The sequence below is a fragment of the Geodermatophilus sabuli genome (assembly GCF_900215145.1).
GTDB lineage: Bacteria > Actinomycetota > Actinomycetes > Mycobacteriales > Geodermatophilaceae > Geodermatophilus > Geodermatophilus sabuli.
Genome location: NZ_OBDO01000006.1, coordinates 298,569 through 324,684 on the forward strand (window position 1 = coordinate 298,569; position 26,116 = coordinate 324,684).

At 72.7% G+C, this 26,116-nt stretch carries 31 protein-coding genes; 20 read left to right on the forward strand and 11 right to left on the reverse strand.

Going from position 1 to position 26,116, the window contains the following annotated elements; all coding sequences use genetic code 11:
- Positions 1 to 46 precede the first annotated feature (46 nt).
- A complete protein-coding gene (locus CRP39_RS15615; RefSeq protein ID WP_097207288.1) occupies positions 47 to 373 on the forward strand; it encodes a three-helix bundle dimerization domain-containing protein in 327 nt (108 codons plus the stop codon).
- Positions 370 to 2,142, forward strand: coding sequence for a SulP family inorganic anion transporter (locus CRP39_RS15620; protein WP_245853902.1), 1,773 nt, complete (start codon positions 370 to 372; stop codon positions 2,140 to 2,142). Before CRP39_RS15615 ends, CRP39_RS15620 begins: the two co-directional genes overlap by 4 nt.
- 52 nt (positions 2,143 to 2,194) lie before the next feature.
- On the opposite strand, the gene CRP39_RS15625 is transcribed toward CRP39_RS15620, so the two are convergent.
- A complete protein-coding gene (locus CRP39_RS15625) occupies positions 2,195 to 3,559 on the reverse strand; it encodes a diacylglycerol/lipid kinase family protein (RefSeq protein ID WP_097207289.1) in 1,365 nt (454 codons plus the stop codon).
- Between the two features lie 141 nt (positions 3,560 to 3,700).
- Complete coding sequence (locus tag CRP39_RS15630; protein ID WP_143426665.1) at positions 3,701 to 4,759, reverse strand: AraC family transcriptional regulator; 1,059 nt, start codon at positions 4,757 to 4,759, stop codon at positions 3,701 to 3,703.
- A 200-nt stretch (positions 4,760 to 4,959) separates the two neighbouring features.
- Between CRP39_RS15630 and CRP39_RS28375 the strand changes: the two genes are divergently transcribed.
- The 3 genes from CRP39_RS28375 (at position 4,960) to CRP39_RS15645 (ending at position 7,683) form a co-directional block, all read left to right on the forward strand.
- On the forward strand, positions 4,960 to 5,364 hold the full coding sequence (locus tag CRP39_RS28375; RefSeq protein WP_097207291.1) for a response regulator transcription factor: 405 nt from the start codon (positions 4,960 to 4,962) through the stop codon (positions 5,362 to 5,364).
- Between the two features lie 520 nt (positions 5,365 to 5,884).
- The gene (locus tag CRP39_RS15640) at positions 5,885 to 6,331 is read left to right on the forward strand and encodes an STAS domain-containing protein (RefSeq protein WP_172442465.1); all 447 of its coding nucleotides are present in this window, start codon (positions 5,885 to 5,887) and stop codon (positions 6,329 to 6,331) included.
- Between the two features lie 83 nt (positions 6,332 to 6,414).
- The gene (locus tag CRP39_RS15645) at positions 6,415 to 7,683 is read left to right on the forward strand and encodes a cation:proton antiporter domain-containing protein (RefSeq protein WP_097207293.1); all 1,269 of its coding nucleotides are present in this window, start codon (positions 6,415 to 6,417) and stop codon (positions 7,681 to 7,683) included.
- 42 nt (positions 7,684 to 7,725) lie between these two features.
- Here the strand turns inward: CRP39_RS15645 and CRP39_RS15650 are convergent, their stop codons facing one another.
- Together CRP39_RS15650 and CRP39_RS15655 are read right to left on the reverse strand one after the other, a co-directional pair.
- Positions 7,726 to 8,274 carry a hypothetical protein gene (locus tag CRP39_RS15650; protein WP_143426666.1) on the reverse strand — a complete coding sequence of 183 codons (549 nt, stop codon included), beginning with the start codon at positions 8,272 to 8,274 and terminating at the stop codon, positions 7,726 to 7,728.
- A gap of 134 nt (positions 8,275 to 8,408) precedes the next feature.
- Positions 8,409 to 8,654 (reverse strand): hypothetical protein, encoded by a 246-nt coding sequence (locus CRP39_RS15655; protein WP_097207295.1) that lies wholly within the window; start codon positions 8,652 to 8,654, stop codon positions 8,409 to 8,411.
- Between the two features lie 459 nt (positions 8,655 to 9,113).
- On the opposite strand from CRP39_RS15655, the gene CRP39_RS15660 reads away from it, so the two are divergent.
- Both CRP39_RS15660 and CRP39_RS15665 read left to right on the forward strand, forming a co-directional pair.
- Positions 9,114 to 9,530 (forward strand): hypothetical protein, encoded by a 417-nt coding sequence (locus CRP39_RS15660; RefSeq protein WP_097207296.1) that lies wholly within the window; start codon positions 9,114 to 9,116, stop codon positions 9,528 to 9,530.
- Between the two features lie 172 nt (positions 9,531 to 9,702).
- Positions 9,703 to 10,146 (forward strand): DUF7144 family membrane protein, encoded by a 444-nt coding sequence (locus CRP39_RS15665; protein WP_097207297.1) that lies wholly within the window; start codon positions 9,703 to 9,705, stop codon positions 10,144 to 10,146.
- Between the two features lie 52 nt (positions 10,147 to 10,198).
- Here CRP39_RS15665 and CRP39_RS15670 read toward each other — a convergent pair whose 3' ends face one another.
- Positions 10,199 to 10,816: an Rv1733c family protein gene (locus tag CRP39_RS15670; protein WP_097207298.1), complete on the reverse strand. Its 618-nt coding sequence runs from the start codon at positions 10,814 to 10,816 to the stop codon at positions 10,199 to 10,201.
- Positions 10,817 to 10,866: 50 nt separating this feature from the next.
- Complete coding sequence (locus CRP39_RS15675; RefSeq protein WP_172442466.1) at positions 10,867 to 11,268, reverse strand: SHOCT domain-containing protein; 402 nt, start codon at positions 11,266 to 11,268, stop codon at positions 10,867 to 10,869.
- Positions 11,269 to 11,632: 364 nt separating this feature from the next.
- On the opposite strand from CRP39_RS15675, the gene CRP39_RS15680 reads away from it, so the two are divergent.
- From CRP39_RS15680 to CRP39_RS15690, 3 genes are all read left to right on the forward strand, one after another.
- The gene (locus tag CRP39_RS15680) at positions 11,633 to 11,863 is read left to right on the forward strand and encodes a hypothetical protein (RefSeq protein WP_143426667.1); all 231 of its coding nucleotides are present in this window, start codon (positions 11,633 to 11,635) and stop codon (positions 11,861 to 11,863) included.
- 20 nt (positions 11,864 to 11,883) lie between these two features.
- Positions 11,884 to 12,330 carry a hypothetical protein gene (locus tag CRP39_RS26890; protein WP_172442467.1) on the forward strand — a complete coding sequence of 149 codons (447 nt, stop codon included), beginning with the start codon at positions 11,884 to 11,886 and terminating at the stop codon, positions 12,328 to 12,330.
- A gap of 156 nt (positions 12,331 to 12,486) precedes the next feature.
- The gene (locus CRP39_RS15690; RefSeq protein ID WP_097207301.1) at positions 12,487 to 12,906 is read left to right on the forward strand and encodes a DUF7144 family membrane protein; all 420 of its coding nucleotides are present in this window, start codon (positions 12,487 to 12,489) and stop codon (positions 12,904 to 12,906) included.
- Positions 12,907 to 13,055: 149 nt separating this feature from the next.
- Here CRP39_RS15690 and CRP39_RS15695 read toward each other — a convergent pair whose 3' ends face one another.
- The 4 genes from CRP39_RS15695 to CRP39_RS15705 all read right to left on the reverse strand — a co-directional run bounded on the left by CRP39_RS15695 (position 13,056) and on the right by CRP39_RS15705 (position 14,861).
- Complete coding sequence (locus CRP39_RS15695; RefSeq protein ID WP_097207302.1) at positions 13,056 to 13,421, reverse strand: carboxymuconolactone decarboxylase family protein; 366 nt, start codon at positions 13,419 to 13,421, stop codon at positions 13,056 to 13,058.
- A gap of 177 nt (positions 13,422 to 13,598) precedes the next feature.
- The gene (locus tag CRP39_RS15700; RefSeq protein ID WP_216359763.1) at positions 13,599 to 14,168 is read right to left on the reverse strand and encodes a potassium channel family protein; all 570 of its coding nucleotides are present in this window, start codon (positions 14,166 to 14,168) and stop codon (positions 13,599 to 13,601) included.
- A gap of 35 nt (positions 14,169 to 14,203) precedes the next feature.
- A complete protein-coding gene (locus tag CRP39_RS26895) occupies positions 14,204 to 14,341 on the reverse strand; it encodes a hypothetical protein (RefSeq protein ID WP_172442468.1) in 138 nt (45 codons plus the stop codon).
- An 88-nt stretch (positions 14,342 to 14,429) separates the two neighbouring features.
- Positions 14,430 to 14,861 carry a hypothetical protein gene (locus CRP39_RS15705; RefSeq protein ID WP_143426669.1) on the reverse strand — a complete coding sequence of 144 codons (432 nt, stop codon included), beginning with the start codon at positions 14,859 to 14,861 and terminating at the stop codon, positions 14,430 to 14,432.
- Between the two features lie 115 nt (positions 14,862 to 14,976).
- On the opposite strand from CRP39_RS15705, the gene CRP39_RS26900 reads away from it, so the two are divergent.
- The 8 genes from CRP39_RS26900 (at position 14,977) to CRP39_RS15750 (ending at position 22,798) form a co-directional block, all read left to right on the forward strand.
- Positions 14,977 to 15,135 (forward strand): hypothetical protein, encoded by a 159-nt coding sequence (locus CRP39_RS26900; RefSeq protein WP_172442469.1) that lies wholly within the window; start codon positions 14,977 to 14,979, stop codon positions 15,133 to 15,135.
- An 83-nt stretch (positions 15,136 to 15,218) separates the two neighbouring features.
- The gene (locus tag CRP39_RS15715; protein ID WP_097207305.1) at positions 15,219 to 15,731 is read left to right on the forward strand and encodes a DUF1269 domain-containing protein; all 513 of its coding nucleotides are present in this window, start codon (positions 15,219 to 15,221) and stop codon (positions 15,729 to 15,731) included.
- 285 nt (positions 15,732 to 16,016) lie between these two features.
- Positions 16,017 to 17,426 carry an amino acid permease gene (locus CRP39_RS15725; protein ID WP_097207307.1) on the forward strand — a complete coding sequence of 470 codons (1,410 nt, stop codon included), beginning with the start codon at positions 16,017 to 16,019 and terminating at the stop codon, positions 17,424 to 17,426.
- Positions 17,427 to 17,450: 24 nt separating this feature from the next.
- Positions 17,451 to 18,677, forward strand: a complete 1,227-nt coding sequence (locus CRP39_RS15730) for an arginine deiminase (RefSeq protein WP_097207308.1) — start codon at positions 17,451 to 17,453, stop codon at positions 18,675 to 18,677.
- A gap of 52 nt (positions 18,678 to 18,729) precedes the next feature.
- Positions 18,730 to 19,734 (forward strand): ornithine carbamoyltransferase, encoded by a 1,005-nt coding sequence (gene argF / locus CRP39_RS15735; RefSeq protein ID WP_097207309.1) that lies wholly within the window; start codon positions 18,730 to 18,732, stop codon positions 19,732 to 19,734.
- Positions 19,735 to 19,766: 32 nt separating this feature from the next.
- Positions 19,767 to 20,699 (forward strand): carbamate kinase, encoded by a 933-nt coding sequence (arcC, locus tag CRP39_RS15740; RefSeq protein WP_097207310.1) that lies wholly within the window; start codon positions 19,767 to 19,769, stop codon positions 20,697 to 20,699.
- A gap of 88 nt (positions 20,700 to 20,787) precedes the next feature.
- A complete protein-coding gene (locus CRP39_RS15745) occupies positions 20,788 to 21,630 on the forward strand; it encodes a class II glutamine amidotransferase (protein WP_097207311.1) in 843 nt (280 codons plus the stop codon).
- Positions 21,631 to 21,661: 31 nt separating this feature from the next.
- Positions 21,662 to 22,798 (forward strand): carboxylate-amine ligase, encoded by a 1,137-nt coding sequence (locus tag CRP39_RS15750; protein WP_097207312.1) that lies wholly within the window; start codon positions 21,662 to 21,664, stop codon positions 22,796 to 22,798.
- Between the two features lie 6 nt (positions 22,799 to 22,804).
- On the opposite strand, the gene CRP39_RS15755 is transcribed toward CRP39_RS15750, so the two are convergent.
- Entirely contained in the window at positions 22,805 to 23,812 is a 1,008-nt protein-coding gene (locus CRP39_RS15755; RefSeq protein WP_097207313.1) for an AraC family transcriptional regulator, read from the reverse strand.
- A 210-nt stretch (positions 23,813 to 24,022) separates the two neighbouring features.
- Between CRP39_RS15755 and CRP39_RS15760 the strand changes: the two genes are divergently transcribed.
- Positions 24,023 to 25,003, forward strand: coding sequence for a quinone oxidoreductase family protein (locus CRP39_RS15760; RefSeq protein WP_097207314.1), 981 nt, complete (start codon positions 24,023 to 24,025; stop codon positions 25,001 to 25,003).
- A gap of 24 nt (positions 25,004 to 25,027) precedes the next feature.
- Entirely contained in the window at positions 25,028 to 25,942 is a 915-nt protein-coding gene (locus CRP39_RS15765; protein WP_097207315.1) for a TauD/TfdA dioxygenase family protein, read from the forward strand.
- The last annotated feature ends 174 nt before the right edge of the window (positions 25,943 to 26,116 follow it).

The following is a 26,116-nucleotide window of genomic DNA, read 5'->3' on the forward strand; positions in this document are numbered from 1 at the left end:
ACACTCGGGCCGGTTCCCGGAGGACGACGGCGCGAGGGGGTGCGAGATGACCGTGACCGCCCCGGTGGTCGTCGGCCGGGACGCCGATCCGTGCGGCGGCCCGATCCGCGCCGGCACGTCCTTCGTCGACGCCCTCGTCGGACGGCTGCACGCCGAGTACGGGGTGGACCGGCACGAGATCCGCCGCCTGGCGACGGAGGTGCTCGGGACGTTCGCGACCGCCCGTGTCCAGGCGTTCGTCCCGATCCTCGTCGAGAAGCGCCTGCGCGCGGCCTACCGGACCCTGCGGGACGCAGGCGGCACGCGCCGGTCCGACGGGGAACGGGGCGCCCGGCCGCGACCGCCGGCCGCCGCTGGTCGCCATCCCCGGTGAGCACGACCGTGCGCTTCGTGCCGCCCGGGGTGGGGGCGATCCGCGAGTACCGCCGGTCCTGGCTGGTCAAGGACCTCGTGGCCGGGGCGGTGCTGACCGCGCTCCTCGTGCCGCAGGGGATGGCCTATGCGGAGCTGGCCGGCCTGCCACCGATCACCGGCCTGTACACCACCATCACCTGCCTGCTCGGGTACGCCGTGTTCGGCCCGTCGCGGATCCTGGTGCTCGGGCCCGACTCCTCGCTCGGTCCGATGATCGCGGCGACGATCCTGCCGCTGGTGGTCGCGGGCGGCGATCCGGAGCGGGCGGTCGCGCTGGCGTCGATGCTCGCCCTGATGGTGGCGGTCATCATGATCGCCGCGGGCATCGCCGGCCTGGGCTTCGTCGCCGACCTGCTCTCCAAGCCCACCATGATCGGCTACATGAACGGGTTGGCCCTGACCATCCTGGTCGGCCAGCTGCCCAAGCTGTTCGGCTTCTCGGTCGACGCGGACGGCCTCGTCGGGGAGGTCGTCGGGTTCGCGCGTGGGGTCGCGCAGGGCGAGGTCGTCCCGGCCGCGGCGGCGGTCGGCCTCGGCGGCATCGGCCTGATCCTGGTCCTCCGGCGGTGGCCCAGGGTGCCGGCCGTGCTCGTCATGGTCGTCCTCGCCATCGCGGTGAGCATCGCCTTCCGGTTGGGCGAGCGCGGGGTCAGCCTGGTCGGGGTGCTGCCGGAAGGCTTCCCGCCGCTGACGATCCCCGCGGTCGGCTGGTCCGACCTGGGGCTGCTGCTGGCGGGGGCGTTCGCCATCGCGCTCGTGTCGCTGGCCGACACCATCTCGACCGCGTCGGCGTTCGCCGAGCGCACCGGTCAGGAGGTGCGCGGCAACCAGGAGATGATCGGCATCGGCGCGGCCAACCTCGCCGCCGGCCTGTTCCAGGGCTTCCCGGTGAGCACCAGCGCCTCCCGCACGGCGGTCGCCGAGCGTGCGGGCGCACGCAGCCAGCTGACCGGTGTCACCGGCGCCGCGCTGATCATCGTCATGATCCTCCTCCTGCCCGGTCTGTTCCGGGACCTGCCGCAGTCCGCGTTGGCCGCCGTGGTGATCACCGCGTCGCTGTCGCTGGCCGACCTCCCCGGCACCGCCCGCCTGTGGCACCAGCGCAGGGTCGAGTTCAGCCTGTCGCTGGTCGCGTTCGCCGGCGTGGCGCTGCTGGGGGTGCTGCCGGGCATCGCGATCGCGGTCGGCCTGTCGATCCTCAACGTCTTCCGGCGGGCCTGGCGGCCGTACACGACCGTCCTCGGCCGGACCGAGGGGCTGCCCGGCTACCACTCCGTCCGCTCGTACCCGGAGGCCGAGCAGCTCCCCGGACTGGTCGTCTACCGGTTCGACGCGCCGCTGTTCTTCGCCAACGCCAGGACGTTCCGGGACGAGGTCACCGCGATCGCCCGCACCGAGCCGGCGCCCCGGTGGATCGTGATCGCCGCCGAACCCGTCACCGACGTCGACACCACGGCCGCCGACGTGCTGCTCGACCTCGACCGCGCGCTCGACGAGCGCGGCCAGACCCTCGCGTTCGCCGAGCTGAAGGACCCCGTCCGCCGCAAGATCGACCGGTGCGGCCTCACCCGCGCGATCGAGCCGCAGCACCTGTTCCCGACCGTCGAGGCCGCGGTCGAGGCCTACCGGCAGCAGACCGGCGCCACCTGGGGCGGGGGTGGCGCCGCGCGGGCCGGGACGGTGCCCGGTCCCCGGTCGTCCCCGGCGCCGACTCGGCAGCCGGAGTGAGTCGGTCGCAACGCCGGAGTGAGTTGGTCGCAACGGGGACGGGCACCGGAGGTCAGGCGTCCGGACGCGGTGACCGCGCGGCGCGGCGCGCGCCCACCGGTGCCGGCCGGTCGACGGCCCCGGCCGGCCCGGGTGACCGCCCGGTCGCGAGACCCCACAGCGCGGCCCAGTCCAGGCGTGCCCGCGGCGGCTTCACCCCTGGACGGTCGCGGGGGAGCCTGACCCGGAGGACGCCGGGACGGATCGCGCACCGCACCGGGGTCGTCATCCGCACCGTCTCGCCGTCGACGCCGACCGGGACGTCGGCGACGTCGGCGGTGACCACGACCTCCGGTGCCTCCGCCAGCTGCAGACCCTCCCGGTGGGCGCCGTTCAGCAGCCCGACGGCCTGCCGCGTGCCGTCCACGCGAACGGCGAGCACACCGAGGACCCCACGGTCCAGCCGCGGCCGGCGTCCCGACCCGACGAGGTCGGAGGCCCCGTACGGGTTGTTGCTCACCAGCAGGGCCTGCGGCGCGTCGAACCTCGACTCGCCGACCTCGGCGACGAGGTGGGCGCCGCGCCGGCGGGCCAGCAGGTCCGGCAGGGCATCGAGGATCGTCCGGCGTTTGTCGTCGCGGTAGGCCGGACTCTCCACGATCTCCGCGTAGGCACCGAAGGACGCGTTGTTCACGAACGTCCGGCCGTTGATGTCGCCGAGGTCGATCCGCGCCTCCACGCCGTCGTGGAGCGCATCGAGGCAGCCGGTGGGGTCCTGCCGGTCCAACCCCAGGTCGAGGGCGAAGTGGTTGCGGGTTCCGGCACTGATGACGAGGAACGGCACGTCGTGCTCGGCCGCGACCTGGGCCACGAGGGCCTGCGTGCCGTCCCCGCCGGCCACGCCCAGGAGGTCCGCACCGCGGGCCAGCGCACTCCGGGCCAGTTCCTGGACGTCGGTGCCGGGCTGGTCGAGCAGGGCCACCTCGGCCCCGAGCTCCTCGGCCCTCTCCCGCAACCGGAACCGGCCGACCTTTCCCCCGCCGGACCGCGGGTTCATCACCAGGAACGGGCGCCGTGGCGGCGGTGTCTCGGTGACCTCCATCGTCCAGCGCGAGCGGTCGGGCCGCAGCGCCATGCGGGCGACGGCCCCCCCGGCGGCCAGCAGCGCGGCGGCCACGACGGCCACCCACAGCAGACCGTTGACCGCGAAGACCACGAGGAGCGTCACCGGGGTCGCCACCGCCAGGGTCACGGCCAGCCCCCGCACCGGCCCGCGGTGCAGCAGGAACCAGAAGATCGCCGCGACCACGACGGCGGCGGCTCCCGCGGTGAGCAACACCAGCCACAAGCCGCCCTCCCCGGCCAGGGACAGCAGGAGCAGGAGGGCGGCCGCGACGAGCGCGAGAGACCCCCGCGCCCACCACTGCCGGGCACGCATGGATGCCACGACGCACCTCCCAGGCACGATCCTCGGCGTCCGAGGATCGTGGCGTCCCCGTCGTGCCGGGGGATCACCCTCCCTGGACGGTCCTGCCGGTGCCTCCGCGAGGAACCTCGCGGTCCGCCTCGGCGTCTCGCCTCACGGCGGGCTCCCCGGCTCCCGGACCGGCGCGGCGTCCGGCCGCGACCCGTCGCGAGCCGCCCTCCGCCACTCCGTGGGGCTCGTGCCGAACTGCCGGTGGAACCAGCGGGAGAAGGCGCTGGGTGCACTGAACCCCAGCAGTTGCGACACCTCGGTCAGCGAGTAGCGCTCATTGGGCAGATAGCGCTCCGCCATGCGTGCCCGGGTCGTGCTCAGGATGGAGGAGAAGGTCTCGTGCTGCTCGGCCAGGTACCGCTGGAGTCCTCGGGGCGGGAGGCCGAGGAGCCGGCTCGTGTGTGTGACCGACTGGCGCCCGAGCGGCAGCAGGAGCTCCACCACCTCCGCCACGTCCGTCAGGCGCGTGGTCGCAGCGGGAGCCTGGGGGGCCACGACCGTGCGGAGGAACTGCTGCGTGTACGGCCGCAGCGAGGTGTCCGCCGTCTGCACCCGGGCGCCGAGCTCCCGTGCGTGGAAGGCCAGGCCGGTGTGTTGACGAGCGAAGACCACGCCGGGGCCGAAGCGCCGACGCCACGGTTCGGGCTCCGGGGGCGGAGGACGGGCGAAGGCAGCGGACCGGGGTTCCCAGTCGCTGCGCACCAGGGTCCGGACGATGCCCAGGAGCGTCGCCATGACGAGATCGAGCGCCTGATCGCGCGGTGCGGGCTCCCCGAACTCGAGCCAGACCTCGATCGTCGCGTGCTCGCCGTCCTCCTGCAGTCGCAGGTGCAGCGCCTCGTTGTAGGTGTGCTCGTACGTCTCCAGGAGGTCCACGGCACTGCGCAGGTCGGGCTCGTCCCGGAGCACGACGCTCAACGGGCCGAGGGTGCCGAGGCGACGGACGTCTGCCAGGCGCAGCCCGAAGTCCGGGCAGCCCGACTGCTGTGCGGACAGCTCCAGGAGCCGGGCGGCGGGCGCAGCCGGGATCCAGCGGTCGGGCTCGTCGAGGTCGGCGAGGTCCAGGCCCACCTGCGCCATCAGCACCGCTGGGTCCAGCCCCGAGGACCGGGCGAGTTCCGCGTAGCCGGTGAGGGTGTTCGTTCGGATACGAGGAAGCACGACCGGTCCTCCTCCGCGATGGGCGAAAAGATAAGGGCCGCGACGGCATCGGTAAAGCGGAGTCGCCGCAGCCTCCCTACCGTGTTGTCGCGAACCCGCCGCGAGCTCGTCTCGTGGGCGGACCGAGACCGGTTCCCGAGCAGTCCGGTGCAGCGGCCCGGGTCCGTGCCGAACGCCCGGTGAACCCTCGGAGGCCTCAGATGACCGGTGACCACGCGCCCGCCCCCACGGTTCCTCCGGGCATCGCGCTGCCGGCGCCCCGCCGGACCGCACCACCGGCGGTCGGCACCTCCGCCTCGTCCGGCCTCCCGGATCATGGAGGCGGGGAAGCAGCCCCGGAGCCGCGCCCTCCGGTCGGTGGCGTGGCAGGCGCGGCCCGCGCGTCGGCACTGAATCGCCGCGACCTCGAGGTGCTCGGCTGCCTGGCCCGGGGGAGGTCGACAGCCCAGATCGCGTCGAGCCTCTCGGTGTCGACGAACACCGCACGCACCAGGATCCGGCGGGTACAGCGCAAGCTGGACGTCGTCGGCCGGGGCGCGGCCGTGCGGGCAGCTCAGGACCAGGGGGCCCTCGTCGTCCCGTCCGAGGCGAGGCATCCGGGCTGATCGGCGATCCGTCTCCCCGGATGACACACTGTCGGCACCCCGCCAGGCGGGCGACAGAGGACCCGAGGTCCGTGGTGCGGTCGCCTGGCGGGGCTCGATGACCTCTGCGACGCCGTCCGGACGCACAGGGTCCTGGCTCGACATCCCTGCGCCTCCCGGAGACGGTGGATGCGCCCCGGAGCCGCGGCCCTGCTCTGCCGGCGGTCCATCTGTGGGGCCGCCGCTCGTCCGCGGTGGATGAGGTCGGCGGACCGTACCTCCGCGACGATGCCCCTGGGCACGTCCGCCGTCGCGGCCCGTCGTCGGCGCCCGGGGAGGACGACGGATGACCGTGGCAGGCGAGTCCGCCGAGGCGACGAGCGGCTCGGTGCCGTCGATCGTCCGTCCCGGGTCGGACCCCGTCCGCGGAGCGGCCCGCCCGCTCCGGCATGCCGTCGTCCGCCGGAGGGTGGGTGCGGGGGCCGCCAGGTCCTCCGCCCGCCCGCGTCCTGCGCCCCCCGCCGCGCCGTCGGAGTTCGGGGTGCGCGTCGATCTGGACACCGGACGCCTGACGATGACCGGACGGCTGTACGTGCGCACCAGCCACCTGCTGTACGACGCCGTGTCGGCGTTGCTGGGGGAACAGCACCCGAGCTGGGTGGTCGACGTCGGCGGGTTGACCGACATCGACCATGCCGGGGTGCGCGGCCTGCTGATCGCGTACCGCCGGGGGCTCCGGCACGGCCGTCGGATCACCCTGCACGGGGCGTCGCCGGCTCTCACGCACGTGTTGGTCCTGCTGCGCCTGGACCGTCATGTGCTCCAGGCGGAGCGCACCCTCATGACGGCCGAGCCGGAACGCGGCTCACCCCCGACGGGAGGTCCGGCCGCTGACCGCTGCGGCCGCACCGAGAGTGGGGGCCCGCAGGCCCCGTCGTCCGAGGCGGACGCCCACATGCCGCCGGCGGTACGGCCGATCACGGACTGACGGCGAGCGCAGCGGATCGTCGTCCGTCCGGTGCCGCCGGTCCGACCGGAGCCACCCCACGCCGGGACGCACCGGGAGGCCCCATGACGGCCCAGATCATCGCGATCGTCAGCACGGTCATCTTCCTGTGGGGTGTCCTGTCAGCCCGCCTCCAGCGCGCCGACCTCACGGCACCGATCGTCTTCGTCGGGGTGGGCGGCTTGCTCGCGGCGGCCGGCCTGGTCGATGCGCAGTCCGCCCCTGAGGCACTGAAGCCACTGGTCGAGCTGGCGCTGGTGTGGGTGCTCTTCTCCGACGCCGCAGGCGTTCCGCTCGGGGAGATGCGTCGTGATGCCGGCCGCTACCTGCGGCTGCTGGCGGTCGGGCTGCCGCTCACCGTGGTTGCCGGCTGGGTACTGGCGTACTGGCTCTTCCCGGACCTCAGCATCTGGCTGGCTCTGCTGGTGGCCGCCGCCCTCGCGCCGACGGACGCAGCGCTGGGACTCCCGGTGGTCACCAACCCCGCCGTGCCCGCACGGATGCGGGAGCTGATCACCGTCGAGAGCGGTGTGAACGACGGCATCGTCACGCCGGTGGTCCTGTTCGCCCTGGCCGGCGCGACGGCCGTCCACGAGGACGGCAGCGAGTCGTGGCTCGGGGAGGCGCTCGTCGAGCTCGGCGTCGGCGTGGCCGTGGGCGCCGGGATCGGCCTGGTAGGTGGGTGGCTGCTGCAGCGGGCGCGCGCTCGCGGGTGGGCCGCGGAGGACTTCGTCGGCGTCGCCGTGTTGGCTCTCGCTCTCGCCGCCTACGCCGGCGCGCTCGCCGTCCACGGGAACGGCTTCGTCGCCGCCTTCTCCGGCGGGCTCGCGTTCGGTGCGGCAGCGGGTCGGCGGGGCCCGGCCGAGCTGGTCTTCCTCGAACAGGCCGGCGCGTTCGTGTCCGTTCTCGTCTGGCTCGCGTTCGGCGCGCTGGCCATCCCGATCGTCGTCGACGGGGTCGACCCGGTGATGGTGCTGTACGCGGTCCTGAGCCTCACGCTGGTGCGGATGGTGCCGGTCGCCCTGGCCTGTGTCGGCGCCGGCCTCGACCGCGACTCCGTGCTGTTCCTGGGCTGGTTCGGACCCCGAGGGCTCGCCTCGCTGGTCTTCGCCCTGCTCGCCCTCGAGCAGCTCGGAGACGCTGCCGACGAGGTCGTCGCGATCGTCGCCGTGACCGTGCTGCTGAGCGTCATCGCACACGGGTTCTCCGCCGCCCCGCTCTCCACCCGCTACGAGCGCGCCCTCAGCCGCCGGGGCCTCGACGGGGGACCGGGACGGGCACGCGCGGAGACCGGTCTGCCCGTCCCGGACGGCGATGACCCCGGTCCGCCGTAGTCCTCGGACCGGGGTGGGACGCGGGGAGAGCTCAGGTCGCGGTCACCGCGCCGGGATGGGGTGCGGGGCAGCCTCGCGGGCAGGCGAGCGCCCCGTCGATCCCCTGCGGGGGATGCCCAGGTCGTCCATGGCCTGCTCGTAGCAGTCGTGGAGGACGTGGAGACGGTGGATGAGCCGGCGTACGTACTCCGGCGACGTGGACAGCGAGGCCGGCTCCGTCAGGGTCTCCCAGAACACCCAGGAGAGCTCTCCGGTCCGTTCGAGCGAGGCCCTCGTGTCCGGAGAGGACGACGGTTCGACCGCGGTCAGGAACCGGGACGTCGCCTCCCGGCGCAACCGTGCGGTCCGCTCCCGATACGGCGCCGTCAACTCCCGGCGGCGCCGGACCGCGGCGCGTCGGTATCCCGTCGGGCCCGGCGGGGGAGGCTCGACCGTGAGGCCGATGGCCCGCCCGAGCAAGGGCACGAGGAGGCGGCGGTCGGCGTTCGACAGCATGTCGTTGGCGGCCCGGAGGATCGCGGCCAGCTCACCGTCCACGCAGCGTGGATGGTCCGTGAAGGGCTCACCGGCCAGCAGAGCCGTGTACTCCATGAAGCAGGCGCCCCGCGACGGGTTCCTGTGCTTGCCCCGTCTCAGCACGGGCATCCCATCCGGCACCGGCTTCGCCACGGTCTCGCCATGCGTCGACTCGGACATGGGTGACTCGGACATGGGTCTGGCTCCCCTCACGGGCCGATGGGTCGCGGCCGCGGGTCCCCGACCAGGTGGTCCAGGGCCTGCCGCCGCACCGCGGCGTGGCGGTACTCGAGCAACGCGTTCAGGTGTTCCTCGGCTCGGGTCGTGGAGTCCTGGTTCTGGCGGTTGCCCGTCCTCGCTGCCACGGCCCGGGTCGCTCGGAGGTCGGTGAAGGCCTCCGTGATGTGCCGGTCGAGCAGGGCGAGATCGTCCAGGGGCGGCGCGGACGCTGTCATGGCGGCCTCCCGCCGGTGGTCGTGTGGTGCCTCTCCGAAGCGCTCGAGCGGGCGCCTCGCACGCCGTTCAGCGCCTCCGATCCTGGCGCCCCCCCGGCCGGGGGACATCGTCCTGCGCAGACGACACGGGCCCGTCACGCCCGTCCCTGAGCCGTCACCGGCTGCAGACCCCCGCCTTGTGGGCTGAACCCGTCGAGGGTGACCATGTCCGGTGAACACGGTGCGCGCACCCAATCCGGAGCATCCTGCGCACGCTGGCTGTGAGCAGGCGCAACCAGGCGGGGCACGCGAACGCGGACTGCTCTGAGGACGGCTCCCGTCTCGCGCACTGCGGGGGAGGCGTCCGCTCGTCCGCTCCTGGAGCCTCGGGAGCAGCGACAACACCAGAGGGAGACCCTGCCTGGCGGCCCACTCCGGGCGGGACTCACGTCCGTGGGGCAGGCATGGAGGTCGGTGGCCATGGAGGCGGCTCGAACCCGGTACGAGGTGCTCGTGGAAACGCTCATGAACGACGCGGTGCTCTCCACCTTCCGCGTCCCGCTGAGACCGACTGCCGTGCCGCGCCAGACCCTGTACCGATTCCGCGTTCCGGCCACCCGGGACCTCTCCGACGTGCTGGACCGGCTGACCGAGGGTGACGTGCAGGTGGTGGAGATCCGCCGGTGTGCGGATCCGCCACGCCGGCACCGTGGTGCGGCACGGGCCGGGCAAGAGGGATCCGTGCAGCACGCCGCCGGCGCCACCCCGGCCGAGGACGGCGTCGTCGTCCCCTTCCGGACGGTGACCCGGCACGGCCGGTGGGGAGACAGCATCGCACCGGGCCGCAGCTCGTCGGTACGGCCGGGCCCCGGCACCGCGGGGGACCCCTCGGCCTGATGAGCCGACGCACGATCGCCCGGCGCCACCGGCCGACACCGTTCACTCGTGGCGGACGATGCCGGGCCCCCGGAGGCGTTCCACGCTGTCGACGCACGCCGTCAGGACCTCGCCCGACCGCCTCGGACCGCGGGCGGCCGGAGCCGGGGGTGGATCCCGGAGGACAGGGCACATGACCGACACCCCGCAGCACAGCTCCACGGATACCGGCATCCCGTACACCGAGCCGACGTCGGCCTGGGCCGGCTGGGTGGTCTTCGGTGGCGTCATGCTGATCATGCTGGGCCTCTTCCAGATCATCCAGGGGCTGGTGGCCCTCTTCGACGACGGCTTCTACGCGGTGACGTCGGGCGGTCTCGTGGTGGACGTCGACTACAACACCTGGGGCTGGATCCACACCGCCATCGGCATCGTCGGGGTTCTCGCCGGCCTGGGGCTCCTGGCGGGCAACATGGTCGCCCGCGTGGTCGGCGTCGGCATCGCGCTGCTGAGTGCGCTGGCGAACCTGGCGTTCATCTCGGCCCATCCGTTGTGGTCGACCATCGTGATCACCCTCGACGTCATCGTGATCTACGCGATCGTCGTCCACGGGCGCGAGGTCAAGGCACTCCGCTGACCCGTCGTCCCGCCGTCTCACGGCCCGCGCCGGCCCGATCTGCAGCAGGCTCCTAGAGGAGCCGGGAGTTCCAGTCGGGCTCGACCGCGGTCCACTCCTCCTCCCATGCGCGCTCCCGGGAGGCGTCCAGGGCACGGGTGAGGGCGACGTAGAGCGTCCATGTCGCCAGGGGGAGGCCGATCAGCGGCAACAGCCCCGCGGCGGCCGCCCGGTTGGGGATGCTCGACCGGTCGAGTGGGGCCGAGGTGAGGTCGCCCTCCCCGTCGACCCACACCGGCACGGTGGCACCGATCGGGGTGTGGGGCCTCGCCGACACGAACCCCTCCCGGGTCACACCACCGGGCAGGGACCAGGCCGCCCGTACCGGGACCCCCGTGCTCGGGACGGCGTTGACGGTGGCACCACTGGGCGGCGTCGGCTCCGGGGCCACCTCGAGCAGAACGGCGTGGGTGGGGGAGCGGTCCGACGCCTCCGCGGCCGCGACCGCCTGGAGGTGCGCCGTCGTGGCAGCGGACGCCACCACGGCGAGCAACGGGGCGGCGAGCATCGACAGGACGACGACGAGCCGCCCGATCGCCTGGAGCCGATCGGTGCGGCGCTCGAGGGGCCCGGAGCCGAGCGTCAGCCGGCGCAGCGACCGGCTGACGAAGGTGTGCCGCTTCGCGATCATCCTGTGGCCCTCCGCCCGTGGCCGGTCACGGCCGGGTCCGTGTCTCCGACTCAGACGAGGACGCGCCGCTTCAGCTGCTCGAACTCCTCCTGGCTGATCGCACCTTCGTCGAGCAGCCCCTTGGCGCGGGCGATCTCGTCGATGCCGTGGAGACCGGGGGCCGCAACCGACCGGATGTAGGCGTCGGTCCCCTGCCTCGCCCGGTCGGCCTGCTGGACGTTCCGGTCGGCCATGGCGCGTCCCTGCGTGATGAGGTACGTCAGCGAGCCGATCAACGGCACCACGAGGACGAAGACGGCCCAGGCGGTCTTGGCCCAGCCGGACGTGTCGTGCCGTCGGAACAGGTCCCCGAAGACGGTGACGACCAGCCAGAAGTAGACCATCAGCGCGAAGAAGAGGACGAACGTCCACATCAGGTCCAGCAGCGGGTAGTCGTCGGCGGCCGTGCGCATGGTCCACCTCCGTGGAGAACTCGTCGTGCTGCTCAGGATGAGGACCTGCCGGACGGTGACCATCCCCCTGCCCGGATGACCGGGTCCGGCAGCTGCACCGCGTCGACGCCCTTCGGTGACCGCACCGAACGGTGCTCCGGGCCCCGTGTCCGGCGTCCGTGGTCGGCGGTCCGTGGAGCGGTCGGAGCCCGCCCTCATCCGGGAGGGAGGAGGTCGCCGGCCCCCCGGTGGACCATGCTCCGCCCCATCGGATCGAAGCCGCCAAGCGCCCCGGGTGGGGCGTCAGAGCGAATCGGGTCGGCCGGGCGGCTCCGGGGACGGTCTGCGGAACGGGGTCCGCGCCGATCACTAGGGAGCGCGCAGAATGGGACGTCGTGTGTACGAGCTCCGGGTGCGTGGACCAGTTCCGGCTGAACTCCTCGCGGAGATCGGTGCCGAGGACTTCGGTGAGGAACCGCCACTGACCATCCTCCGGACAGAACCGACGGACCAGCCGGGCCTGCACGGCATGCTGCAGCGGCTGCGCAGCCTGGGACTGGACCTGTTGGAGGTCCGCACCGCCGGCCCGGAGCCGTCTGACACCGGCTCGTCGTAGCGGCGGCGACGGTGGTGACGGTGCTCGCCGGGTCGGCCGCGTCCGTGCTGGTCACCCTGGCCGTCCTGACGGTGTGGGCGAGGGTCCGCTACGCCCGGGACCTGTCGTCCTTCCGCTGCCGTATCGGACCGCCGGCCGCAGGGTGGCGCCGGCAGCACGCACGATGGTGTCTGCGGTGCACGCGGGCCGCTTGGGTCAACGACGTGCTGGTGGTCCGCACCGGCGCCCTGCGGCTCTGGTTGGAACCGCTCCCTGTCGGCATCGCCCCGGACGTCACCGTCCGGACCCTCGGGCAGGGGGAGGTCCGGGGTCTGGGGGCGCGACCGGTCTCCCTGCGGTTCACCCTGCTCGGTTCTGGTGAGCTGGAGGTCGCCGTGGCCGCCGAGTGCGCCGACCGGCTGGTCGGCCCCTTCATCACCGCCGCCCTGTCCAAACTGCCGAACGCGCCCCGGGAGCACGGCAACTGAGCCGCTCGTCACCCGACTCCCGGCCTCCCGGAGAGCAGTGCCATCACGCCCGCCGAGTACCGGCACATGGTGCCGTCGGGAGCTCATCCCGAACAGGCCGCCCCACGGTGCGGCGGCCGGCTGACCCGATGTCCGCTCGCTCGAGGAGGACCACCCATGGGCTCTCCACCTCCCCCGGGCCGTACGCCGTCGGCGGCCTGGCAGAACTGGGCCTATGCCGGCGCCGGCATCATGGCGCTGATGGGCGTGTTCTGGGCACTGCTGGGGGTGGTCGCGCTGCTGGACGCCCACCACGTCACCGTCCGGACCAACGAGCTGCTCGTCCTGGAGAGCCACGTCGCGTGGGGCTGGGTGCACCTGATCGGCGGGCTGCTCGCGCTGACGGCCGGCGCCGGGATCCTGTGGGGCGGACACCGGTGGGCCCGGCGCGCGGCCGTCATCGTCGCGGTTCTCGGCGCCGTCGTGAACTTCGGCTTCCTGGCCGCATCGCCGGTGTGGTCGACGAGCGTGATCGCGCTGGGCGTGGTGGCCGTCTACGCGCTGACGGTCCACGGCCGGGAGCTGGACGAGCGGTAGGCGCCGCCGTCCACGCGCCCGGGGACCGCATCGGCGAGGTCGTCGACGGGGTGGCGGGTCCGGTGACCCCGAGCGACAGCCGGCCTCTCGCAGGAGGCCGGCTGTCGACCGCGGGTCCGGCTGTGACCTGCAGCGGCGTGGGCGCCGACCTACGGGGTCCGCTGCTCCGGGACGACCTGGCCGCCGAGGGCGGCAGCACCGAGCACACCGCGCACGATGGCACCGGCCGCCGCGGTCACCCGCGCGCTCCCGACGACGGGGGCGATGGCGACCAGGACGGCCTGTGCCTTCTCCACCGTCAGACCGCCCTCCTCGGCGACGCCGAGGGTGATCAGGTAGGAGATCGGAGGCGCATCCATGGCCACGAGGGCGGCCAGTCGGACGAGCAGGTAGGTCTCGTCGTCGAGCCCCGACCGCTCCAGCGCGTCGAGGTTCATCTCGAGAAGCTGCTCGAGGACCGGGGCATCGCCGTCGGCGATGCGGTGGAGTGCGTTGTCCGGGGCGGTCTGCGTCATGGTTCCTCCTGATGGCCGGGGACCTACGGCGTCGAGCCTCGGGAAGGCGGCGCCGGCGGGCCTCATCCCGTGTGGACGACCCCATCCCGTCGCCATCCGCAGGCGGGAGCCGGTGTCCTCACCGACGCGGAGTGCAGCCGGGAGGAGGGCCGGCTGCTCGACGTGGAACCGGTCAGGTCAGCGGGGGCTCGCGGTTCCCTGGTCCGCGCGCTGGCGGCGCCGGTCCACGGCGGCGACGAAGACACGCAGCACCAGGCCGATGAGCACCAGGTCACCCACCATCTGGAGCGTGGTGAGGATCCGTGCGGCGTCGCTGACCGGTGAGATGTCCCCGAAGCCGACCGTGGCGAAGACCGTGACCACGAAGTACACCGCGTCGGTCCGGTTCAGCGGTTCGGTGAACGCGTCCGGGTCGGTGCCCGCGAGGACGACGTCCGCCGCGGCGAAGAGCAGGAGGAACAGCGGGATGGATGCCGTGACCGCCTCCACCGCGCGCAGCGCGGGATGGCGGGAGCGCAGGATCGCCCGCGACTGCCACGCGACGAGGAGGCCCACGGTCACCAGGCCGGCGACGAGTGCCACCAGGGTCCCCACGTCGAACGGGCCGTCGAGCGGGAGGACGGCGTAGAGGACCAGGAGGCCGACGACGGTCAGCAGCGTCCGCCCGAGGGCGGTGACGAGTGCCCGACGGTCGGGGACGGGCTCGCCGGGCAACGCCAGCGGGCTCTCCCGGGGGGCGGGGTCCACGCGCCGGATCCTCGGCTCCCCGGATGGAGGGGGCGTCATCCCGGCCGGGTGAGCGGCCACTGGACGCCGGCGTGCGCCTGCACCCGACCCGCGGGCGCGGCCTCCATCAGCCGGCGGTGGTCGGGCGGCCGGGCGAACTCGACGTGCGCGGCCAGCGGCACGCTCACCCGCATGGCCCTCCCGCGGCCCGCCGTTCCCTCGGGGTCGGCCCCGGCGTCCGTGGCGTGGCCCCCTCGGAGGCGGATCCCGAATCCTCGACGGTCAGCACCTGGCGCCCGCCTCGTCCACGAGGGCGTCGGCATCCTGGAGGAAGACGCCGACGCTGCTGGCCGCCGTCCCGAGCGCGTCGGCCGACGGGGTGGCCCGCGCCGCGTCGACCGCGGCCTCGACCGCGTCGGCTTCGCCCTGCACGCTGTCGACCGCGTCCCTGTACTCGGCGCGGGCGGCGTCGGCGAACTGCGCCCAGGCGTCCTTGGTCGTCGCCCAGGCGTCCTCCAGGGCGCCGGTGCCCTCCTGGACCACCTGGACGTCCCGCAGCGCGGACAGCGACGTCCGCAGGTCGTCGGCCGAGTCGCACACGTCAGGGCTCGTGGAGGTCGCCGTGGCGGTCCCGCTGTCCGGTTCCGACGAGCAGGAGGCCAGCCCCACCACCATGACGAAGAGGATCACCGGGGCGGTCAAGCGCTTCGACATGACGCAGACCGTGCCGGTCAGCGGCGGGATACGGCGTCATCCGCGGGGGATGAGGTCGACGGGAGCCGAGGACGGCAGCGTCGGGGTGGCTGGTTGGTACGGGGGAGGAGCCGACATGACCGCGGCCGTCTCCAGCCGTTGCTCGAGGGCGACGGCGAGCCGGCACACCGGCGTACGGGTCGTGGCCGGGGTGCTCGGCCTGGCGGCCGTCGTCCCGGGCCTCGGCCTCTTCGCATTCGAACCGGCCGCCGCCGCTGCGCCCGCCGCGAGTTGACCCGTTCCCGCGGCGCCGGCCGGCGGACCGGCGGCACCACCCCGGACCGACCGGTTCCGGCCGAGCAACCCGAGGAGAGATCGATGGCCACCATGACCGTCTGGAAGTTCCCCACCGCGAACGGCGCAGCCATTGCGGAGGACACGCTCAAGACCCTGCAGCGGAGGGAACTGATCCGGATCCACGACGCCGCCATCGTCACCTATCCCGAAGGGGCGAAGAAGCCCAAGACGCGCCAGCTCAACAGCCTGACCGGCGCCGGAGCCCTCGGCGGCGCGTTCTGGGGGATGCTGTTCGGCCTGATCTTCTTCGTCCCGCTGCTCGGCATGGCGATCGGCGCCGGGATGGGGGCCCTGACCGGCAGCATGTCCGACGTCGGCATCGACGACGCCTTCATCCGCCGGATGCGGGAGGAGATCCAGCCGGGGACCTCGGCCCTGTTCGTCCTCTCGTCGGGCGCGGTGGTCGACAAGGTGAAGGAGGCGTTCGCGGGTCAGCAGATGGTCCTCATCGAGACGAACCTCAGCCACGAGCAGGAGGACAAGCTCCGGGAGGTGTTCTCCGAGGAGGAGCCGACGCCAGCGCCCACGAGCTGATCACCCACCCGGCGACCCGGGGCCCGGCTCGACGGCGAGCCGGGCCCCGGGTGCGTGGACGGCGCGCGGCCGGCAGCACGAAGTCGACCGGAGTGTGTACCGGTGCTCCTCGACGGGGCGTAGCCGCGGATCCGGGGCGAGGAACCCCAGGGTGTTGTCCCCCCAGTAGTCGGAGAGCCCCTGTTCGACCCTGTGGGCGTGCGGGGTCATTCATCCCTGGCGGAGGAGGCTCCTCGCGGACTCCCTCGATCCAATGGCCGGCAGAACCCTGCGGAAGGAGCCGTCATGAGCACCGCGCCAGCGCCGCCCGCCGGGCCCGTCCCGGCCGACGAGGAGCCCCGCGGCACGCTCGGCCTCGGTCCGGCCACCGCCCTGATCGTCGGCAGCATCATCGGCGTCGGCATCTTCAACCTGCCGGCGTCCCTGGCCTCCTACGGGCCGATCAGCCTGATCGCGATGGCGCTGACGACGGTGGGCGCGCTGGCCCTGGCCGTCATGTTCGCCTCGCTGTCCCGGCGGCTGCCGGCCGACGGCGGGCCCTACGCCTACGCCCGCGCGGCGTTCGGCAACCTGGCCGGCTTCTCGAACGCCTGGCTCTACTGGATCACGGCGTGGTCCGGGAACGCGGCGATCGTCGTGGGCTGGGTCCTCTACGTCGAGGAGTTCGTCAACACCGACCAGAACAAGGCGTTCTCGGTCGTCCTGGCGCTCATCGGGCTGTGGCTTCCCGCGGCCATCAACCTCCGCGGGGTCGGGGCGATGGGCACCGTCCAGACGTGGACCTCGATCCTGAAGTTCATCCCGCTGGTCTTCATGTCGACGGCCGGCCTGTTCTTCATGAGCAGCGGCAACTTCGACGTCTGGAACACCAGCGGCGACAGCGCGGTGGGCGCGATCTTCGGCGCGATGGCCCTGTGCCTGTTCAGCTACCTCGGCGTCGAGTGCGCGGCGGTCGCCGCCGCGAAGGTGCGCAATCCCGACAAGAACGTCCCGCGAGCCACCATCTACGGCACCCTCGGCACGGCGGTCGTCTACCTGCTGTCGCTCACCGCGGTGTTCGGCATCGTGTCGGCAGCGACCCTCTCGGAGTCGACAGCGCCGTTCGCCGCCGCCGTGAACCAGATCTTCGGCGGGACCTGGGCCGGCTACGTGATGTCGGCGCTCGTCGTGATCTCCGGCTTCGGTGCGCTGAACGGCTGGACCATGATCTGCGCCGAGATGCCGCTGGCCGCTGCCAAGGACGGTCTGTTCCCGGAGCGCTTCAAGAAGCTCAACCGGAACGGCGTCCCGGCGTTCGGCATCGTCGTCTCGACCGCCCTGGCCTCGATCTTCATGATCATGTCCTACGCGGGTTCGGTCGGGATCACCGTCTTCAACACCCTCGTCTACATGTCGGGCATCACCGCGGCGATCCCCTACGCGTTCTCCGCGCTGGCCCAGATCAAGTGGCGGCTGGTCGACCACCGGGAGCTGCAGACCCCCCGGTTCGTCCGCGACCTCGGCATCGCGGTAGTCGGCCTCGTCTTCTCGGTGCTGTTCATCTGGTACTCGCGCAACACCGGTGAGGACACCTTCATCAAGGAGTACCTGCCGTTCATCTTCGCCGGCGGCGCGTTCCTCGCCGGGATCCCGATCTACCTCAAGCACCGGACCTCGATGTCCGAACCGCCCGCCGTCCCGGCCTGGCGACCCTGACCCACTGGCACGAAGGAGCAGACCATGCCGTTCCACGTCGACTCGGAGGTCGGGGCGCTCCACCAGGTGATCCTGCACCGGCCGGGCCTCGAGCTGACCCGCCTGTCACCGCAGAACGTCGACGACCTGCTCTTCGACGACGTCATGTGGGCCCAACGCGCCCGGGAGGAGCACGACGCGTTCGCCGAGAAGCTGCGGCAGAAGGGCGTGAAGGTCTACCTCTTCCACGACCTGCTCGCCCAGGCGATCGACCAGCCCGGTGCGCGTGAGTTCCTCCAGGAGGAGCTGACGACCGCCACCCGCTTCGGGCCCGCGCTCGACGCCCCGCTGGACGAGCTGATCGGCAGCCGGCCCGCCGACCTGCTGGCGGAGGCGCTCGTGGGCGGCGTCCTCAAGTCCGACCTCGACCTGCCCAAGACCTCCAGCCTGCTGCTGGAGTACCTCGACGACGACGACTTCCTGCTCCCCCCGCTGCCCAACCACCTGTTCCAGCGGGACAACTCCGCCTGGGTCTACGACGGACTGTCGGTCAACCCGATGAGCAAGACGGCGCGCAAGCGCGAGACGATCAACTCGCGCGTGGTCTGGACGTTCCACCCGATGTTCGCCGCCGACCCGCCGCACTTCTACTACGGCAACGACAGCGACAACCACGACCCGGCCAACTGCGAGGGCGGGGACATCCTCGTGATCGGCAACGGCGCGGTCATGGTCGGCATGGGAGAGCGGACCAGTCCCCAGGGCATCGAGTTCCTCGCCCGCCGGTACTTCGAGCACGGATCGGTCACCAAGGTCATCGCCGTCGAGCTGCCGAAGACGCGGGCGTTCATGCACCTCGACACGGCCATGACGATGATCGACCGCGACGCCTTCAGCGTGTACCCGCACCTCCCTGAGACGCTCCGGTCGTTCACGCTCACCCCGGTCGGCAGCGGCGGCGACTACCAGGTCACCGAGAACGCCGAGCTGTGGCCGGTCGTCGCCGAGGCGATCGGGGTCGACAAGATCAACGTGATGCGCACGCCGATCGATGTGCTCGGCGCCCAGCGCGAGCAGTGGGACGACGGCAACAACTTCCTGGCCGTCGCCCCCGGGGTGATCTTCGGGTACGAGCGCAACACCACGACCAACACCTTCCTGCGCCGCAACGGCATCGAGATCGTGACGATCGCCGGCGAGGAGCTCGGCCGCGGCCGCGGCGGCCCGCGCTGCATGTCCTGCCCCATCGAGCGCGACGCAGCCGACGCGTGATCTCCCGGCCGACCCTCCACCCGACTCAGCCCTCGCCCGGACGGAGCCCGAGATGGCACTGAACCTGCACGGCCGCGACTTCCTCAAGGAGCTCGACTTCACGACCGCCGAGCTGCAGTTCCTGCTCGACCTCTCGTACGACCTCAAGCGCGCGAAGGCGACGGGGACCGAGCGGCAGCGGATGCGGGGGAGGGACGTCGCGCTCATCTTCGAGAAGACGTCCACCCGCACCCGGTGCGCCTTCGAGGTCGCGGCGTACGACCAGGGCGGGCACGTCACCTACCTCGATCCGCAGTCCTCGCAGATCGGCCACAAGGAGTCGGCCGCCGACACGGCGCAGGTGCTGGCACGGATGTTCGACGGCATCGAGTTCCGCGGCAAGGCGCAGGCCACCGTGGAGGAGCTGGCCGCGAACTCCGCCGTGCCGGTCTACAACGGGCTGACCGACGAGTGGCACCCCACCCAGATGCTCGCCGACTTCCTGACCATGACCGAGCACTCCGGCAAGCGCCCTCACGAGCTGGCCTACTGCTTCATGGGCGACGGCCGGTTCAACATGGGACGCTCGCTCCTGGTGACCGGCGCGATCATGGGGTCCGACGTGCGCATCTGCGCCCCGGAGGCGCTCTGGCCCGACAAGGACGTGCAGGACCTCGCACGGGAGCGGGCAGAGGAGTCCGGCGGCCACATCACTCTGACGGCGGACCCGCAGGAGGCGCTCCCCGGCGCCGACTTCGTGCACACCGACGTCTGGGTGTCGATGGGGGAGCCGGACGACGTCTGGAAGGGCCGGGTCGAGGAGCTCCTCCCGTACCAGGTCAACGCGCGGGCGCTGGAGCTCACCGGCAACCCGCGTGCCCGGTTCATGCACTGCCTGCCCGCCTTCCACGACACGAGGACGGCGGTCGGGCGCAAGGTCGCCGACCTGACCGGGATCACCGGTGGCCTCGAGGTGACCGGAGAGGTCTTCGCCTCGACGGCGAACATCGCCTTCGACCAGGCCGAGAACCGGCTGCACACCATCAAGGCGGTCATGGTCGCCACCATCGGCGACTGAGCCGCCGCCGTCGCCGGCGACAGGAGCAGGCCATGAGGATCGTCGTCGCACTCGGCGGCAACGCACTGCAGCGCCGCGGCGAGCCGATGACCGTCGACGGGCAGCGGCTGAACATCGCCACGGCCTGCAAGTCACTCGCGCCCGCCGCCGAGGAACACGAGCTGGTCGTCTCCCACGGCAACGGGCCGCAGGTCGGCCTGCTCGCGCTGCAGGCGGCCGCCTACGACGAGGTGTCGGCCTATCCCTTCGACGTCCTGGGAGCCCAGACCGAGGGGATGATCGGCTACCTCATCGAGCAGGAGCTGGGCAACCTCCTGCCGGCGGAGAAGCCCCTGGCGACGATCTTGACGATGACGCAGGTCGACCCGGCGGACCCGGCGTTCACCGCCCCGACGAAGTTCGTCGGCCCGGTCTACCCGGCCGACGTCGCCGAGCAGCTCGCAGCACGGCGCGGCTGGGTGTTCCGCCAGGACGGCGACCGGTGGCGGCGGGTCGTCCCCTCCCCGCAACCGCAGCGGATCGTCGAGATCCGGCCGGTCCAGTGGTTGCTCGCGCAGGGGTGCGTGGTCATCTGCGCGGGTGGCGGGGGGATCCCGACCATGTACTCGCCGGGCACCCGCACCCTCGTCGGGGTCGAGGCGGTCATCGACAAGGACCGCGCCTCCGCCGTCCTCGCCCGGGACCTGTCCGCCGACCTCCTCGTCATCGCCACCGACGTCGAGGCGGTCTACCTCGACTGGGGCACCGACCGGCAGCGCGCGGTCGTGACCGCCCACCCCGACGCGCTCGACCCCGGCCTGTTCCCGGCCGGCTCGATGGGGCCCAAGGTGGAGGCCGCAGCCGAGTTCGCGCGCGTGTCGGGGCGGCCGGCGGTCATCGGCGCCCTCGAGCAGCTGTCCAGCATCCTCGCCGGGATCGGCGGGACCCGGATCTCCGTGCAGGCCGAGGGGATGGAGACCCGATGAGCGCTCCGACCAACCGGCCCGCACCCGTGCAGGTCGAGGTCGCTGGGTCACCTGCCCGCGCCGTCGTGGCCGTCTGAGGGAGGCGTTCGTGTGTCGCTGGATGGCCTACACCGGCGCCCCGCTGCTGGTCGAGGACCTGCTCTACGTGCCGGAGAACTCACTGGTCGTGCAGAGCCTGCACGCCCGGCTGGGAGTCGAGCCGACCAACGGTGACGGGTTCGGGGTGGGCTGGTACGGCGAGCAGCACGAGCCCGGCCTGTACCGGAGCATCGAGCCCGCCTGGAACGACCGGAACCTGCGGGAGCTCGCATCGCACCTGAGCTCGCATCTCGTCCTGGCCCATGTCCGGGCGTCCACCGGGACGCCGGTGCAGCAGACCAACTGCCACCCGTTCCGGCACGGCCGGTGGATGTGGGTGCACAACGGTGCGATCGCCGGCTTCCGGGACGCGAAGCGAGAACTGACCCTCGCGGTGGACCCAGCGCTGTTCCCCGACATCGAGGGGTCCACCGATTCGGAGCTGTTCTTCTTCCTGGCGCTCACGTTCGGCCTCGAGGAGGATCCGCCCGCGGCGGTGGCCCGCGCCGTCGGCCTGATCGAGGACGTCGGCCGGCGGCACGGCACGCAGTTCCCGCTGCAGATGACCGTGGCGACGACCGACGGTGAGACGCTGTGGGCGTTCAGGTACTCCAGCGAGGGGCGGTCGCGCTCGCTGTTCCACAGCACCGACGTCAGCACGCTGCGCGCGCAGTACCCGTCCAACCCGGTTCTGCACCGGCTGTCGGACGACGCCCGCGTCGTCGTCTCCGAGCCGCTCGGCGGGTTGCGCGGCGCGTGGCGGGAGGTCCCCGAGGGAACCTGCGTCAGGATCGGCCACGGGCGGGAGGAGCTGTACCCGTTCGCGCCGATCGCGCTCGAGCCGGTGCAGTGACGTTCCCACCACAGGACGGGGGCCTCCGCGGGTGAGCGCCGGCCCCGCGGTCCGCCCCGCACCGGCGCCGTCGGCCGCCGCGGTCCCCACGGTGGGCGTCGAGGAGGAGTTCTTCCTGCTCCGACCGGATGGCCGAACAGCCGGCGTGGCGCCGGACGTGCTCGCCGCCCTCGCCCCCGGCGTGCGGGCGACCGCGGAGTTCGCCCGCTGCCAGATCGAGCTGAGCACCGGGATCTGCCGGGAGTTGACCGCCGTCGGGCGGGAGCTGTCTGCATCCCGCGGGGCGGTCGCCAGGGTCGCTGCTGACCACGGGGTCCGGCTGGCCGCCGTGGGGACGCCACCCGCCGACGCGCCCGGCTTCGCGGCGCTCACCGACGACGACAGGTACCGCAGGCTGGTCGCCACCGTGCCGGGCGTCACGGGGGAGGAGATCACCTGCGCCGGTCAGGTGCACGTGGGGATGGCCTCACGCGATCTCGGGGTGGCGGTGCTGTGCCGGCTCCGGCCATGGCTCCCGGTCCTGCTGGCGCTGGCCGGCAACAGCCCGTTCTGGCGGGGCCACGACACCGGCTGGAGCAGTCATCGGTTCGTCGTGCAGCGGCGGTGGCCGACGTTCCTCCCGCCGCCGTGCTGCGCGGGCGCCGCGGAGTACGACGAGCGGGTCGCCGACCTCGTCGCCTCCCGTGCGGCCCTCGACGACTGCGGCGTCTACTTCTGGGCCCGGCTCTCCCCGCGGTACCCGACCGTCGAGGTCCGCATCGCCGACACCTGCCTCACCGTCTCCGACGCCGTGCTGCTGGCCGGACTGTGCCGCGCGCTCGTGATGACCGCTGTGGCCGATCAGGTCGCCGGTCTGCCGGTGCCTGCCACGCCGGACCGGTCGCTGGTCGCGGCAGGGTACGGAGCGGCCCGGCGCGGGACGTCCGCCGTGGTCGTCGACCCGTGGCTCGGTGGATGGACGCGGGTGGTCGCTCTGCTCCCTCTGCTCCTGGCGACGATCGGGCCGGCACTCGATGCGACCGGGGACCGGGCGCTGATCGAGTCGCTGCTCACCGCACGGCTGCGGCGTGGCTCGGGCGCCCACCGGCAGCGGGTGCTGCGGCGCGGACGTCCGCGCGCCGCCTTCGTGCAGGCGCTGGCCGACACCGCCGCCGGCTCCGTCACCTGAGGCGGTTCACCCGGCGGGCCGGGTGGTGGCCCGCCACGCCGAGGGGCTCATCCCGAACTGCTGCCGGAACCACCGCGAGAACGCGCTCGGCGCGGTGAAGCCCAGCAGCTCCGACACGTCGGTCAACGTGTAGCGGTCGGCCGCCAGGTGGCGCTCGGCGAGCGCCGCCCGGACCTCGTGGACGATCGACGAGAAGGACCGGCCCTCCGCGGCCAGCCGGCGGTGCAGGGTCCGCTCGGTCATCCCCAGGCTGCCGGCGACCTGCCGCGTCGAGCAGCGCCCGACGGGCAGGAGCATCTCCACCAGCTGCGTGACCTGCCCGGTGACGGTCGCGGCGGGCGGGGCGCCGAGCGCCTCGCGGAGCTGGTCGGCGTACGGCCGCAGCAGTGGGTCGGACATCGTGTTCGTGGCGTCCAGCTCCGCGGCGTAGAAGACGAGCCCGGTGAAGTCGTGCTCGAACTGCAGCCGGGGACCGAACACCGCCCGGTGCGCGGCGGTCGACGCCGGAGCGCGGTGCGTGAAGCACAGCGACAGCGGCTCCCACTGCCGGCCGAGGAGCTCCCGGACGATCCCGACGAGCGTCGCGGTGGCCAGCTCGAGGGCCTGGCGGGCGGGCGCGGGCTCACCGAACTCGAACCACAGCCGCATGGTGGCCAGGTCGCCTGCCTCCTCCAGCCGCAGCCGCAGGGCCTCGTTGTAGCTGTGCTCGTACCGGCAGAGCAGGCTCAGCGCGCTGCGCAGGTCCGGCTCCTGGCGCAGCACCACGCTCAGCGGCCCGAGCGTCGCGAGCCGGCGCACGCCGGCCAGCCGCAGCGCGACGTCCTCGACGCCGGACTCCACGGCGGTCCGGTCCAGCAGGCGGGCGACCGCGGCCGCCGGCACCCACTTGTCCGGCACGGCCAGGTCGGCGACGGTCAGCCCCTCCCCGGCCAGCAGACGCGCCGGATCGAGGCCGCAGGACCGCGCCACCCTGACGTACCCGTCGAGCGTCGCGCACCGGACACCGGGACGCACCGCCGCCTCCCCTCACCACGTGTCCGAAGACGCTAAGGCTCTTGTCCGGATCCGTACAGCTCTGCGGCGTGGTCGCTGCCACAGTAGAAGCCGTCGGGAGAGCAGGAACCGATCCCCGGCAGAGCGGATCACCCGAGCCGCCGACCCGCATCCCCCCGCACGCGCGCCCCGCGCGCTCCTCGGCGTACCTCTGAGAAGGAGAACCAGTCCATGGCGAAAGGCATCCGCTTCCACGAGACCGGCGGACCGGAGGTGCTCCGCTGGGAGTCGCTGCCGGTCGGTGAGCCGGGGTCCGGTGAGGTGCGGGTCCGCCACGTGGCCGTCGGCCTGAACTTCGCCGACACCTACTTCCGCACCGGGCTCTACCCCGCGGCACTCCCCGCGGGCATGGGAGTGGAAGCGGCCGGCGTCATCGAGGCCGTGGGCGCCGGGGTCACCGGGTTCGCCGAGGGCGACCGGGTCACCTACACCGGCAGCCCCCTCGGCGCGTACAGCACCGAGCGGGTCATGGACGTCGCCCCGCTGATCAAGCTGCCCGACACGATCCCGTTCGAGACGGCGGCCGCGACGACCATGCGCGGGCTGACCTGCGCGTACCTGCTGCGCCGGATCGCGGACCTCGACCCCGGCGCCACGGTTCTGCTGCACGCCGCGGCCGGTGGCGTCGGCCTCATCTTCTGCCAGTGGGCCCGCCTCCTGGGCGTGAACGTCATCGGCACCGTGTCCACCGACGAGAAGGCCGCGGTGGCGCGGGCGCACGGCTGCACCCACACGATCGTCTACACCCGCGAGGACGTCGCCGCCCGGGTCCGCGAGCTCACCGACGGCGTCGGCGTCCAGGTCGCCTACGACAGCATCGGCCGGACCACCGTCCCGTCGTCGCTGGACTCGCTGCGCCGCCGCGGCCTGTTGGTCTGCTTCGGGACGGCGTCGGGCCCGATCCCGCCGATCGACGCGATGCAGCTGGCGGTCAAGGGCTCGCTGTTCGTGACCCGGCCGGCCCTCGCCGACTACATCGCCGACCCGGCCGAGCGCGGCGAGCTCGCCGGCGAGCTCTTCGGCCACCTCGCCTCCGGCCGCATCCGCGTCGCCATCAACCAGCGGTACGCCCTGGACGACGCCGTCCAGGCCCACCGCGACCTGGAGTCCGGCCGCAGCGTCGGCTCCTCGGTCTTCGTCCTCGAGTCCTGATCCGCCCCCGCCCAAGGAGAAACCATGACCACCGTCTACGACACCCCGGTCGACGACCGCTTCCCGTCCTTCACCGTCGGGCCCCGCGCCATCGAGGTCCTGCCGCTCACCGCCACCATCGGCGCCGAGCTGCGCTCCGTCAGCCTCGCCGAGGCCTCCCGCGATGCCGAGCTCTTCGCCGAGCTCCGGGCGCTGCTCCTGGAGTACAAGGTGCTGTTCCTCCGCGACCAGGACATCACCCGCGCCGAGCACGTCGCGCTGGCCGAGCGCTTCGGTCCCCTCGAGGACCACCCGGTCGCCGGGAGCGACCCGGAGCACCCGGGGCTGGTCCGCATCTACAAGGACCTCGACAGCAAGCCGGAGCACTACGAGAACGCCTTCCACTGCGACGCGACCTGGCGCGAGGCGCCGCCACTGGGCTCGGTGCTGCGCTGCGTGGAGGGTCCCCCGGTGGGTGGCGACACCATCTGGGTGAACATGGCCGAGGCGTACCGACGGCTGCCCGAGCACGTGAAGCAGCAGATCGACGGCCTCAAGGCCCGGCACAGCATCGAGGCCAGCTTCGGCGCCGCGATGTCCGAGGAACAGCGGCACGCGCTGCACGCCCGTTTCCCGGACGCCGAGCACCCCGTGGTCCGCACCCACCCCGAGACGGGCGAGAAGGTCCTGTTCGTGAACGCGTTCACGACGCACTTCACGAACTACCACACCCCCGAGAACGTGCGATTCGGGCACGACTACTCACCCGGTGCGAGCGAACTGCTCAACTACCTGATCCGGCAGGCGTCCGTTCCGGAGTACCACGTGCGCTGGCGCTGGACGAACAACAGCTTCGCGATCTGGGACAACCGCAACACCCAGCACTACGCCGTCCAGGACTACTGGCCCGCCGTCCGCAAGATGGAGCGCGCGGGAATCGTCGGCACCCCCACCTTCTGACACCGAACGACGAAACGGAGACACGCGCATGTACTTCCTCGACGATTCCCTGTTCCCGGAGAACCAGGAGAAGCTGGTCATCACCGCGGCTCCCTACGGGCCGGAGTGGGAGCCCGCCGACTTCCCGGAGGACATTCCGCTGACGATGGACCAGCACGTGCAGCAGGCGGTGGA